The organism is Marinagarivorans sp., assembly GCF_982758155.1.
Genome location: NZ_CEXWTU010000142.1, coordinates 1 through 12732, shown reverse-complemented (window position 1 = coordinate 12732; position 12732 = coordinate 1). Strand labels below are relative to the sequence as shown.

12 protein-coding genes are annotated in these 12732 nt (G+C 47.3%); 6 read left to right on the top strand and 6 right to left on the bottom strand.

The window, feature by feature from the left end; genetic code table 11:
- From AC3A8L_RS14270 to AC3A8L_RS14260, 3 genes are all read left to right on the top strand, one after another.
- A partial coding sequence (locus tag AC3A8L_RS14270; protein WP_487962941.1) for a DUF2330 domain-containing protein occupies positions 1-1610 on the top strand: 1610 nt, incomplete at its 5' end.
- A gap of 295 nt (positions 1611-1905) precedes the next feature.
- On the top strand, positions 1906-3576 hold the full coding sequence (locus AC3A8L_RS14265) for a DUF2330 domain-containing protein (RefSeq protein WP_487962940.1): 1671 nt from the start codon (positions 1906-1908) through the stop codon (positions 3574-3576).
- A 319-nt stretch (positions 3577-3895) separates the two neighbouring features.
- Complete coding sequence (locus AC3A8L_RS14260; protein WP_487962939.1) at positions 3896-5908, top strand: vanadium-dependent haloperoxidase; 2013 nt, start codon at positions 3896-3898, stop codon at positions 5906-5908.
- A 67-nt stretch (positions 5909-5975) separates the two neighbouring features.
- Here the strand turns inward: AC3A8L_RS14260 and efpL are convergent, their stop codons facing one another.
- Positions 5976-6542, bottom strand: coding sequence for an elongation factor P-like protein EfpL (gene efpL, locus AC3A8L_RS14255; protein ID WP_487962938.1), 567 nt, complete (start codon positions 6540-6542; stop codon positions 5976-5978).
- Positions 6543-6751: 209 nt separating this feature from the next.
- Between efpL and AC3A8L_RS14250 the strand changes: the two genes are divergently transcribed.
- A complete protein-coding gene (locus AC3A8L_RS14250; RefSeq protein WP_487962937.1) occupies positions 6752-7426 on the top strand; it encodes a PilZ domain-containing protein in 675 nt (224 codons plus the stop codon).
- A gap of 141 nt (positions 7427-7567) precedes the next feature.
- Here the strand turns inward: AC3A8L_RS14250 and AC3A8L_RS14245 are convergent, their stop codons facing one another.
- Positions 7568-8926 carry an RCC1 domain-containing protein gene (locus tag AC3A8L_RS14245; protein ID WP_487962936.1) on the bottom strand — a complete coding sequence of 453 codons (1359 nt, stop codon included), beginning with the start codon at positions 8924-8926 and terminating at the stop codon, positions 7568-7570.
- Here AC3A8L_RS14245 and AC3A8L_RS14240 point away from each other — a divergent pair.
- Entirely contained in the window at positions 8925-9134 is a 210-nt protein-coding gene (locus AC3A8L_RS14240; RefSeq protein WP_487962935.1) for a hypothetical protein, read from the top strand. The genes AC3A8L_RS14245 and AC3A8L_RS14240 overlap by 2 nt on opposite strands.
- Positions 9135-9413: 279 nt before the next feature.
- On the top strand, positions 9414-9569 hold the full coding sequence (locus AC3A8L_RS14235) for a hypothetical protein (protein ID WP_487962934.1): 156 nt from the start codon (positions 9414-9416) through the stop codon (positions 9567-9569).
- Positions 9570-9723: 154 nt separating this feature from the next.
- Here AC3A8L_RS14235 and AC3A8L_RS14230 read toward each other — a convergent pair whose 3' ends face one another.
- The 4 genes from AC3A8L_RS14230 to AC3A8L_RS14215 all read right to left on the bottom strand — a co-directional run bounded on the left by AC3A8L_RS14230 (position 9724) and on the right by AC3A8L_RS14215 (position 12495).
- Positions 9724-10167: an FAD synthase family protein gene (locus tag AC3A8L_RS14230; protein ID WP_487962933.1), complete on the bottom strand. Its 444-nt coding sequence runs from the start codon at positions 10165-10167 to the stop codon at positions 9724-9726.
- 61 nt (positions 10168-10228) lie between these two features.
- The gene (locus tag AC3A8L_RS14225; protein ID WP_487962932.1) at positions 10229-10882 is read right to left on the bottom strand and encodes a CDP-alcohol phosphatidyltransferase family protein; all 654 of its coding nucleotides are present in this window, start codon (positions 10880-10882) and stop codon (positions 10229-10231) included.
- 444 nt (positions 10883-11326) lie between these two features.
- Complete coding sequence (locus tag AC3A8L_RS14220) at positions 11327-11551, bottom strand: hypothetical protein (protein WP_487962931.1); 225 nt, start codon at positions 11549-11551, stop codon at positions 11327-11329.
- Positions 11552-11811: 260 nt separating this feature from the next.
- Positions 11812-12495, bottom strand: coding sequence for a spermine/spermidine synthase domain-containing protein (locus AC3A8L_RS14215; protein ID WP_487962930.1), 684 nt, complete (start codon positions 12493-12495; stop codon positions 11812-11814).
- Positions 12496-12732 lie beyond the last annotated feature (237 nt).

Sequence of the window (12732 nt, the reverse complement as noted above, 5' to 3'; positions counted from 1 at the left end):
CCACGGCCATGATCAAAATCGATTATGTGGGCAATGCGGAAGATTTTGGTTGGGTACTGCCTGTACCCCAAACGCCTGAAATATCCTTAGGGAGCGATCAAACCTTTACAGAGCTAGAGCTCAATACGCGACCGCAGTTCTTGCTGGAGCGAAAAGGCCAGGGCTGCCCGCAGCCAGTGTTCGATTTTGGGATGCCGGCAAACGTGTCATCGCAGGCGACATTTAGTAGTCAAGCCTCTTCATCATCGGGTGTAATTATTGAGCGCGAGCTAAGTGTTGGGCCCTTTGATGCGTTGGTGGTGAGCAGCGATGATCCCGAAGCGTTGGCTATCTGGCTGGAAGATAACAACCTTGATTTGACGGACGAGGGCGGTAGCTTGTTGGCGCCTTATATTGCGGCGCAGTCTAAATTTGTGGTGTTAAAGCTTAAAAATACTGCCAACGTTGGCAGTATTCAGCCCATTATTTTGAAGTACCAAAGTGATGTGCCTGTTATTCCTATGACGTTAACGGCGGTAGCCGCGCAAGACGATATGGGTGTTTTGGTGTGGCTGCTAGGCGATGGCCGTGGCGTGCCTAAAAACTTTAAGCATGTAACACCTAATTACACGCGTCTAAACTGGTTTAATGGTAATCGTTCCGCTTATCTGAGTTATCAAAACCTTATTCCTGCAGCAATGGATGAGGCCGGCGGGCAAGGTTTTGCGACGGACTTTGCCGGCTATTTACCCAATTTACCCGAGCGCTTTAGTACGGCTAACCAGTGGGAGGGAGCGTTAGCGGAGTATGCCCCTTTATCTGATGCTGGGTTTATCAGTGGCTTTTGGCAGCTCGGTGGCTCGGCTGTAGTGCAAGATGTTATCCGCAGTACTTTACCGACGAGTAATACCTTTGTGTATGCGCAGCCGCTAAGTATGGAGGAAGTTTTTACTACTGAGCAGTTGATGCAAGCGCGGGCTGATTTAATACAGGCGGTTAATGACCAGCTTATTACACCGGTAAACAACGCGATTGATATTCTTGATGACGATTTATATTTAACTCGGCTTTACACCACCTTGTCGGCTGATGAGATGGATATGAACCCCGAGTTCACCTTCAACCCCTCGATGGGTGACCAGTCGTTAACCCGTAATGCAACACTCACAAGTGCCTGTGTCGATAACCAAGATCATTGGACCTTACAGCTTGGTGCCGGAACGGGGCGCGAAGATGAGCTTGTTATTGACTCGTTAGGGCAAGGGCGCCCGTTTAATGGTGCTGCGGGTACATCCCAGCAAGCGGCTGCTTGGCGGGTTGAAAAAACGAGCGGCACGAGTGACCCAATCATTGTGGCTAATAACGATTTCCAAACGCTAGTTACTGTGGGCAATATTAGTGTTATGCCTATCAATAGCTCTTCAAGTAATTCGTCTTCAAGTAACTCGTCCTCAAGCGCTTCGTCAGTGTCTAGCGCTGCAAGTAGTGTTGCGGTCTCTGTAAGTAGTACTGCATCTTCTAATACAGGTATTGATGTGAAAAGCGGTGGTTCTTTCGGTGGTGGTTTGCTGGGTTTGTTTGGGTTTTTGCTGTTAAGGCTTCGTATTTCAAGAGGCGCAAGCAAGCCCTAAAAATCTCATTTAAACGAGCACCCTTAAAAAATTATTAATAAAACTCAGTAAAAAGTTATTTTGTGGCTTTTTTCTGATTTTTTTTGGTTTATTTAAGGGGCGATGCAATAATAGTTTATCCAATTAGACGAAGAGATCGACTTTCTTATCGAGGCGCTTAAAGGGGCGCATGCCGGGGCATGTAACGCTTTGAGCAACGAAGGTAAGGAGGTCGAGATCAAGTATTAGTGGATGAAATATTGTTTCCTCGTCCCTAAAACGTTTACGACCAACCATAAAAATGGAGATTGTGATTGTGGCTGTATCCCCGAGTGTAAAAAAACCGTTATCCAGTTTGTTGATGTTATTAAGCCTTGGCGCTGCGCAGCAGAGTAGTGCTTGTGGTGGCTTTTTTTGTGATTTTCTGCCGATTAATCAGGCGGGCGAGCAAATTGTGTTTCGCCAGGATGGTGGTCAAACCACGGCCATGATCAAAATCGATTATGTGGGCAATGCGGAAGATTTTGGTTGGGTGCTGCCTGTTCCCCAAACGCCTGAAATATCCTTAGGGAGCGATCAAATATTTACTGAGCTGGAGCTGAGTACACGCCCGCAGTTTTTATTGGAGCGGGTTGGCGAGGGGTGCCCAATAGACGAAGCTAGGGCTGTTACTGGCGGAGTTTCCCCTACCAGCGCACTCAATAGCGAATCCGACACGTCAACTGGAGTTGTTATAGAAAGTCAGCTGAGTGTGGGGCCTTTTGATGCCCTGGTGGTAAGCAGTGATGACTCGGGGGCTTTAGCGGTTTGGCTGGAAGAGAATAATCTCGATTTAACGGACGAGGGCGGTAGCTTACTGGCGCCCTATATTGCCGCACAATCCAAATTTGTGGTTTTAAAGCTGAAGAATAATGTCAATGTTGGCAGTATCCAGCCCATTATTTTGAAATATGAAAGCGATGTGCCCGTTATTCCAATGACGTTAACCGCAGTAGCGGCGCAAGACGATATGGGTGTTCTGGTTTGGTTGCTAGGCGAAGGTCGTGGCGTGCCTAAAAACTTTAAGCATGTAACGCCCAACTACTCACGTTTGAATTGGTTCGCGGGTAACCGCTCTGCTTATGTAAGCTACCAAAACCTGATAACGACAGCAATGGATGAAGCTGGCGGTCAAGGCTTTGCGACGGATTTTGCGGGTTACTTGCCTAATCTACCCGAGCGTTTTACTACCTCCATGCAATGGGAGAATACATTAGCTGAAAACGCCTCGCTTTCCGATGCTGGTTTTATTAGCCGTTTGTGGCAGCAAGGCGGCTCGACGGTGGTACAGGATAGTCTTCGCAATACTTTACCGACGAGTAATAATTTTGTGTATGGGCAACCGCTGAGTATGGAAGAGGTCTTTACTGCTGAGCAGTTAACACAAGCGCGGGCGGCTTTAATACAAGCCGTTACAGACCAGCTGATTACACCGGTAAATAACGCCATTGATATTCTTGATGACGATTTATATTTAACGCGGCTGTATACGACTTTGTCGGCGAATGAAATGGATATGAATCCAGAGTTTACTTTCAACTCTTCAATGGGTGATCAGTCGTTAACCCGTAATGCAACACTCACAAGTGCCTGCGTTGATAACCAAGATCATTGGACGCTTAAGTTGGGGCAGGGTACAGGGCGGAAAGATGAGTTGGTGATTGATTCATTAGGCTTAGGGCGGCCTTCTGGCCCGGCCGTTGACGCATCGCAGCAGGCAGCTGTGTGGCAAGTAGAGAAAACCAGTGGCACCAGTGCACCTGTAGTATTGGCTAAAAACGACTTCCCTACCGTGATGGCAGTGGGTGATGAGAGAGCTAATTCTAACGCTGGTGGTTCAAGCGGTGGTGCTATTGGTGGCGGTTTACTGGGCTTGTTTGGGTTTTTATTATTGAGGTTGCGTATAGGTCGCGGTATTAAAAACGGTACAAAAAATTTGCTTCGTTAATGGCATTAGTTTCGTTCCTAAACCCTTCAAGTCGTTTGTTAACTTGAAGGGTTTTTTAGTTTTTAGTTTGTAACTATTCAGCCATGCTCGAATAGGCCGGCAAATTGATCATTTTCTAGGCCGCTCAAGCCATCGGCAACTGCTCCTGCGTTGCCCTAATAAGTGACATCCATGTCACGATCCTTGGGCGCTATGCAAGCGTTCCCGACGCTTGAATGCCCAGAAAATAATCAATTCGCCTTTTAGGTAGGCATTATTTCTAACCCACCTGAATAGTTACTTTAGTTTTAGTCGTCGGCGTTTTTAAGGAATGTATTGAATGATATTGTTGTGGAACAGATTGCGATTAGGTTTAACGGGGCAGGCGGGTGTTTTCAGTGCGCTATTGCCGCTGTGTCTAGGAATTTCTGCCTGTAGTAGTGATAACGATCAGGTTGCTGGTCCTGGCGATAAACCGATTCCGCCCATTGTTGAAAAAGCTTCAGTGGCGCGGCAGTGGAATGAATTAATTTTAGAGGCTATACGCAACGATTATGCGCGCCCTACGGTACACGCCAGAAACTTATATCACTTATCGGCGGCGATGTATGATGCGTGGAGTACCTACTCTGTAAACGCTAATCCTTATCTTTTGGGGCAACAATATGGCAGCACGGATTGCACGCTAGATTTTAATGCCTACCCACAAAGCGCCGACGTCTTATTACAGCAAAGCCAGGCAGAGGAGGCCATCTCTTATGCGGCTTATCGATTAATTCGCCATCGCTTTGCGGCATCACCCAGCGCGGCGGTAACGACTTTAAATGCCGATAACCTGATGCTGGAGCTGGGTTACGATATGAGTATGCAGTCAACAGATATTACCCAAGGTGATGCTGCCGCTTTAGGGAATTTTATTGGTGAATGTTATATCCAATTTGGACTGCAAGATGGCTCGAATGAAATCAATGGTTATGCCAGCATAAATTATTCGCCGGCCAATCCGCCGCTATCTCCTCAATTACCCGGTAACCCAGATATTGTTGATCCTAATCGCTGGCAGCCGCTAGCGCTATCCACTTTTATTGACCAGGCCGGTAACCCGATTACGGGCGGAGCATTGGAGTTTTTGGGGCCAGAGTGGGGCAATGTTCAGCCGTTCGCTTTAACGGATAATGAATTATCAATACATCAGCGCGACGGTGACAATTATAAGGTTTATCACGACCCCGGCGCACCGTCGCAACTGGGAGGGGCCTTATCGACGGCTTATCAGTGGGGGTTTAGTTTGGTGGCGCTGTGGTCATCGCACTTAGATCCTAGCGATGGTGTGATGTGGGATATATCGCCGGCAAGCATCGGTAACGTTGGCTCGCTTCCGGTTCAAGAAGAGGATTACCCCAGTTTTTATGCCGCCATCGACGGTGGTGGTGCTAGCCAAGGTCACTCGGTTAACCCTAAAACTGGGATGCCGTACGAGCCTCAGTGGGTACCTCGGGGTGACTATACGCGCGTATTAGCCGAGTTTTGGGCGGATGGCCCTGATTCAGAAACGCCACCTGGGCATTGGTTCGTTATTCTAAATTCAGTCACCGATCATCCTGATTTAGAGCGTCGTTTTCGGGGTGAAGGTGAAGAGCTTGATGTACTGGAGTGGGATATTAAAGCCTACTTTACCTTGGGCGGCGCAATGCACGATGCGGCAATTTCGGCTTGGAGTATTAAAGGCTGGTATGACTATGTACGCCCGGTCTCGGCATTAAGGGCTATGGCTGACTTGGGCCAAAGCAGTGATGCATCGGCACCGTCTTGGCACCCCGAGGGCATACCGCTAACACCGGGTTACATCGAGCTGGTACAGGCAGGGGATCCGCTAGCGGGTTACGATAACCAGTTTGCAGGAAAGATAAAAATACGGGCATGGCAAGGGCCAGACTACGTCGTTAACCCGATTAATGACACGGGCGATGTCGGCTGGATATTGGCCGAAAATTGGTGGCCTTATCAGCGCCCATCTTTTGTGTCGCCACCTTTTGCGGGTTACGTTTCTGGCCATTCGACCTATTCACGTGCCGCCGCTGAAGTACTTACGCTGTTAACGGGTGATGAATATTTCCCTGGTGGCAAAAGTGGTTTTGATATTAAAGCTAATGATTTTCTCGTATTTGAACAGGGGCCGAGTGTAGACATTACACTGGAGTGGGCAACCTACCGCGATGCTTCTGATCAATGCAGTTTGTCGCGAATATGGGGCGGCATTCATCCGCCGCAAGATGATATTCCGGGCAGGATTATTGGCGAAAAAATAGGGGTTAATGCGTTTGACTTGGCCGCCACATATTTTGGGCGGTAATAAAAGCAATCGAGGGCTAGCGAACTATCGAAGCCCTCGGTGAGCGAAGGGTGTGATTACCCGACCCTTAAGCCCGGTTCATAAATTTATGGTCTGCGGTGCTTACTTTTACCGTTTCGCCATTGGATATGTACTCGGGTACCTGAATAACTAAGCCGGTCGAAAGCGTGGCCGGCTTAGTGCGTGCAGTGGCGGAAGCGCCCTTAATCGAAGGGTCTGTTTCCACAATTAACAGATCAACCGATGTCGGTAGGTCCAGAGCAACAGGCACTTCGTTAACAACGAAAACTTGCATGCCTTCGGTGCTTTCTGTCACAAAGGGAATCTCTTCTTCAATAGTGTCTTTGTTCAGGTTGTAAGGCGTGTAGTCTTCGCTGTCCATAAAGACATACTCTTCACCATCCACGTATGAAAACGTGACTGGGCGGCGTGAAAAGTCTGCGAGGTTAATCATCTCGTCGGCTTTAAAGCTTTCGTCGACTTTCGCGCCTGTAGCAATTTCATACATGCGAATACGGTAAAGGCTGCCGCCCGCACGACCACACACGGCGGATTTGGTCACTTCTTTGACGAGATAAACTTTACCGTTGTAATCGACGGCCACATTCTTTTTGATCTCACTGGCTTTTGGCATGGGTAGCATTCCGTAAAAAACGGGGAAAGTACCATAGTCCGGCGAGGATAAGAAGTTGTTGATTCTGGTTTGTGCTATTGGCTTATAAGGGGAAGGGTTATACCTTGAAAATACTGGCCTGAAGTGAGCGGATTGTCGATGCTCTTCTTGTTGTTTGTGGTTTTATGGACTATTGGTTATAGAGCACACATCTTTATATAGGCAGCCGCTTGGAACAGTATTATCCACCCGATCGAATCCTTGAATTAGCGATAGGCTCTGTTGTTCATGTCAACAGTGAAAGCGGGGATTTTCATTTTACCGTCAGTTTGGTGGGCGTCGACGCCCCTCATTCGGTGATAATGACTTTGCCCCTTAAACAAAATCTGCCAGAAGGTTTTGGTTACGAAGCGATATTTGCGCCCGATGATATTTTTGAGATGCGTACTATTCACGAAGGCTATGTGGTAGCTTTTGAGGGGGCTTTCGAAGCCATTTATGATGATCGATTGCTGATTGTTCGTTTCCCCGAAATGATCGAAACCAGATTGCTGCGCTCCGAAACACGGTTCCCCTGTGCTTTATCGTGCGACATACGCCAGGGGGAGTTGGAGTCCTACGGTGTGATTTCGAATATTAGCCACGGGGGGTGTCAGCTGGAGGTTAATCGTGATGCCAGTTACGATTTTATTGCCTTTTCTATTGGGCAAAACACAACAATAGATCTTGAAATTTATTTTCCCACATTAGAAGCGCCAGTAACGTTAGAGGTTTTTGTGAAGTCGGCGGCTTGCCAGGTTGATGGTGTGTGTAAGGTTGGCATTGCCTTTAAGGGTACTTATGAAGTTGTGCGCCGATATTTGGAGTCGTTACAGCTAGATAGCGTATCGCCTTTTTTTAGATAGAGGGTGCGATATTATTAGCTCACAAGAGATCACGATTGGCCGATTTTTTTTGTTAGGGAGCATAAGACATGACCCTCAGAAAGAGGGCCTTTTACAAGGTCTGGGCTATGGCTTAGCGGCTAAGGGCTTAGCTTTTATGGTTTATTGCAGCGGGCAGAGCGGGTTCTGGGCTTTGTACTCCGTAACTTTATTGGCGCTGCCACCATTAACCGAATAGATATCGCCAGCGGCGGTCATTACAGAGATCTGATCGCGTTTACCGCCAGCGGCAATAATGTCATCAATACCTAAAGCGATAGGAGAACCACTGTCGGCGAGTGACTTGGTGTAGTAAACCCCGGTACCATCTTTTCTCACGATAACACCCCGGTTATAGGCTCCATGAAAAAACGCTGCGTTGGGTTCAAAATCGGTGGCTAAATATAATCCACTGCTAGAGTCTGGGATTGACTCGCCGGTTTTTACGTAACCAGGCACAAACTGATCCAAAAGGCATTTTGGGTTGCCCGAATAGCTAACGCCACAGATTGTGCTTTGGTCGGCTGAGATGTTAATCAACGGCTCATTAAAAGGCATGCGCGATGGCGTGTCGGTAATGATATCTCTCAGCGCATCTGGGTGGCCCCAGCACCAAGCCTCGCCTTTCGTATTTAGCGCACAGTTCATTTTATAGGACGCGCTTAATTGTACGACGTCAAAATCTTCGGGTAATGTTGGGCGTTCCCACTTATCGCCTTTGTCGGTACACACAAGATCGCGCTTATTACCGGCATCAATCATGATACAGCCTCGCGGCGTAAAGCCTGCACTTGCGGTTATGGCTCCCGAGGCAACGATTTTGTCTTTTTCTGGATCGACACCAATATCTATTTTCGCGCGGTAGGCGGCGCCGTCAGCAGTAATAACCAATGCCAGGTCAGATCCCATTCCGGTTACCTGCATCACATCGCTAACGGGTGTTTTATCGGTAGTCCATTTTAAGGTAAATAAGGATGTCCCGTTTTTACAAACAGCTTGGCCATCTTCGGTTCTAAAGCAGGCTGGCCAGCCGCCGTTGCCTAGTGCGGTATAGCCTACGCCGCAGGGGTGGTCTGCAAAATAAAGGTCGAGTTCTTCTTGGGGCGCGCTGATGAAACCGCCGCTGCCAAAGCTGTCGTCGTAGCCTTCAACTTTTACTTTAAGCGCGCACTCGGGCACACCAGAGATACCTGCTGGATTAATGCCAAAGCCATAAATAGCCTGCATGCTCATTGCCGGGATCATGCCGCCATCAATCTTGAGTACCAAGCTATTGCCTTCACGCCTTACCGTGCCCAGTTCAATTTTCTGATCGGCATCAGCATAGACGGTATTGTTGTAGCCATTAATATTCCCCGCGCCAAAATCAAGCGTGATTGTCCAGCTGTCTACAGCGCGGACATCGCTATTGATAATATTAAACGCTTCGATACTGAAGCTATTGCCATTGTTGTTTGTTGCGATGAACTCGCAGCTAACCATGGGTGGTCCCGCGGCTTCGGAGGATGAGCTTACATTTATTGCAGAGCTACTTATAGAAGAGCTACTTATAGAAGAGCTACTGGATAGCATTGCTTCAGTTGAAGAGCTGGTAGTGATAACGCTGGATTTGCTTAGCGAGCTGCTCGTAAGTGCGGTCTCGCTAGAGGCGACGGCTTCACTGCTTAGGCTTGTATTGTTGGAACTTTGAGTGTCTGTGCTTGCAACGCAGGCCGACAGTATAAGTGCGCTAACCCCAATAATGCTGTTCCGCATCGATTGCTTTAATTGCAAATTGTTCGTTATGTAATATTGAAGCATGTACCCTCGCTAGTAGCCCGTTTGGGCTGCATTATTTTTATTAAAACCCTGTTTGGCAGCCGAAATCAGTCAGCGCTCATGAAGTGGCGCCATGGCGAGCATCGTTTTTGGTGTTATTGCCACCATAAGAGGGGGTGATTCTAGGTTTCGTACGCGGTAGGTACAACAAATGCCGGATGACGCGCCCATGTTTTTCAGTAACTTGCAGTGGGCATCACGTATTCCCTATTGGGTGCGCTGGCAAGTTGCTGATTTTTTGAGGTTGGGGCTCTTGGGGCTGGCCTTTATTGCGCCGCTTTGCTTGAGTGATCTTCGCAAGCCTTGAAGCTATAAGGTATTTTCTATGAGTCGGCTACTGAGAAGCTGGGTGGCAAGCGGGGGTTCACGGCTAGGTTGACCGGTGAGCGCTAAGGTTATCTGCTGTGAACTCATGGTGGGTTGACCACTACAGTGAGTGGCGAGAATCTTATGGCGCAGCCTTAGCCTGCAGACAGTTTTAAATTATTGCGTTGGCCAAGTTGATTTCGAACATCTTGTTTAATTCTTGTGGATGATGTGCGGGGATTATAGCTCACTTGCTTAATCTGCTTCCCGTTCAATTTTAGGTAGGCCTCTACTGCAATGTTGTGAGGTTTGTTGCCCCAATCTTCACCAATAACAAAAATATCGGCATCGACAACTTTGCAGCCGGGCACGTAGTCAAGTTTGTCGTAGGGGTGCACTATGTCCACGCAACTTAAAGCTTTAAGCATTTCCATGCGTTGCTCAAGCGGTATTACCGGAGTGTTAGGTTTGTAGGAATTTACAACACGATCTGATGCCACGCCAACAGCAAGGACATCGCCTAAAGACTTGCAGTATTCTAATAAGGCCAGGTGGCCTACGTGTAATAAATCAAAAGTACCTACGGTATATACAATCATGCAATATTTTACTCTTCGATAATGTAATCATTGGTGTGCGCATTAAAGGGTTTGGTGATGGCTATAGCATTTTCCAGCTATAAAACATCGTGATTGCAATGGTGTAAATTGCAAGCAAGTAGACATTACGGGGGTTACCTGAAAGCTTAGGCGTTTTTATTTGCGAAACATTTAAAGCTGCAAGACCTAGTGCGCCTGCGTATAGAAATATAGCAAATGTTTCGTAAGGTAAGATGCTTTCAAGGGTGAAGAGTAAGACTAATAAAATATTGTTGTTGTCCAGTGCAAGGCCTGTGTATTGCGACTCATTGGAGAGGCCAAAAGTACTGAAGTAGCTTAATCGTATTGCGCTGGCGGCGAGCATGATGAAAGCTATTGGTAAAAGCATGGGGGAAAATTTCCCGAAGCTAAGCAGTAGTATTGCTGGTGCGACTCCGTAACTGACGATGTCGATCAGTAGGTCGAGTTGGCCGCCAAACATGCGATCACTACCTGTGCGGCCACTCATTTTTCTGGCAACTAGTCCGTCGAGCCAATCAAAGGCTACAGCCCAAATCATGCCGATCATCGCGGCGTAAAACATACCAGCAATACTGAAATAAATTGCCAGTAGAGTGCAAGCCAAGCCGGTTAATGAACATAAGTTTGGCAGATCTTTTATATAAAAAATAATAGGAGGTTGTGACTTAAGTGGCTCTTTATTTACGGTGGACATGAATCTCCTGGGAAAATATTTACAGGCTTAACTTTTACAGTAATCAAGCGCGCACAGGGTAATACTGCACAATCAGAGCAGTCGTGAATTAATAATGTAATGATCGACCTTAGGTGGCTAAGGTGTGAAAACGTAGGCGCTAGAGCGGCATTGCCCAACAGGGGTGCTGTAGGCGGGTAGTGTCGTGATAAGGAGGATAGAGGCGTGGGGCCAGTAGGCTCGATACAGGGTGGGTCTATCGGCGCAACTATACGCGCTATTGAGTTGGATGCAAGGGCTGTGATTTTCGGTGTTTTTGGTTGTAAATTTTATTTATAAAATGAAAATCACAACCAAGTACATGTTGCAGAATAAATGGTTTTTACTGAACCGCTTTTAGCAACGCGGCTGAGGAAACAGGAGACGGGAGGCAAGTATTATTGGATAAAGTATTTTTCCTCGGCTCTAGGGTAATACCTCAAAACCTTCAAGGCTTGCTGCTAGGTCGTCTAATTCTTGGCAGGTTGTGCTGAAGGTCGCATCTGCGGGAATGCGATAACGCACTAAAATACGTGTCCCTCCTTTGTGCCGTCTGGCGCTAACATTCGCTACCGCGCCGGCTTTTAAGCGATTTAAAAAACGATCGGCTGTTTGGCTACTATCGAAGCCGTATATCACTTGGTTTTCCAAAAAAAATCCTGCTTAAAAATGGCGTAAGGGGCGAGGCAATAATAGTTTATCCAATTAGGCGAAGATATCGACTTTCTTATCGAGGCGCTTAAAGGGGCGCATGCCGGGGCATGTAACGCTTTGAGCAACGAAGATAAGGAGGTCGAGATCAAGCATTAGTGGATGAAATATTGTTTCCTCGTCCCTAAGGGGCGTGGCAGTAATCGTTGCCTCGCCCTGATTGAAAGAGGCTTTACGTTAATGGCTGGCTCGTCTTTGGGTTAGCGAAAAGGTTTTTTTGCTAAGAAAATAGTATGCCGGCTGCCTTTACCAGGCCTTGATCTTACTGTGCGTACATCAACAGTGAAACCGGCTTTTTTTAGCTGAATAACAAACATGGAGTCCATGCCTGCAGACCATACGGCCAGCATTCCTTCGGGCCGTAAGCTGTTATATAAAGCGTGTAATCCGCCGGTAGAGTAGAGCCAGTTATTATTGCTGTGGGTAATGCCTTCTGGGCCATTATCGACATCCAATAAAATGGCATCAAAATCGGGCTGCTCCAATTTTATCAGTTTTGCAATATCACCCAGCTTCACTTGGCAGCGCTTATCCGCCAGAGGTTTTCCGGCACATTCTCCTAGGGGGCCTTGGTTCCACTCTACAACTTCTGGAATGAGCTCCGCGACAGTAACGCGTGAGCCTGCGGTAACGCTTTCAAGTGCTGATGCAAGGGTGTAGCCCATGCCCAAGCCGCCTACTAAGACTTCAGATTTATCTTTATTTTTAATATGAGCGCAGCCCAGCTTGGCTAATTCTTGTTCGGAATTGAATACTCGGCTATTCATTAGCTCCCCGCGCACGCCTGAAAGCCGAATGGAGAATTCATCTTCGCGGCGAAATAGCGTTAGCTCGCCACCGTTGTTGGGGATGATTGCCGTGGCGATTTTATCTAATGACTTCATGTTAATTTGCCGTGGTTATATTTTTTAAAAAGATTATGTATGTTTTTTTTGAGGCACAATAAAATTCAATATTTCCTATTTTAGGGGAAAGCTTCGTGCGCACTCATGGAATTGCTGATATTAAATGCTGCAATTACTCAATGCTGCAGAGCGGCTTATCCGGCAGCTGTTTAATATTAAGCGCCGAGGAAAAAATACTTTATCCAATAATACTTGCCTCCTACTTCCTCAACTGCG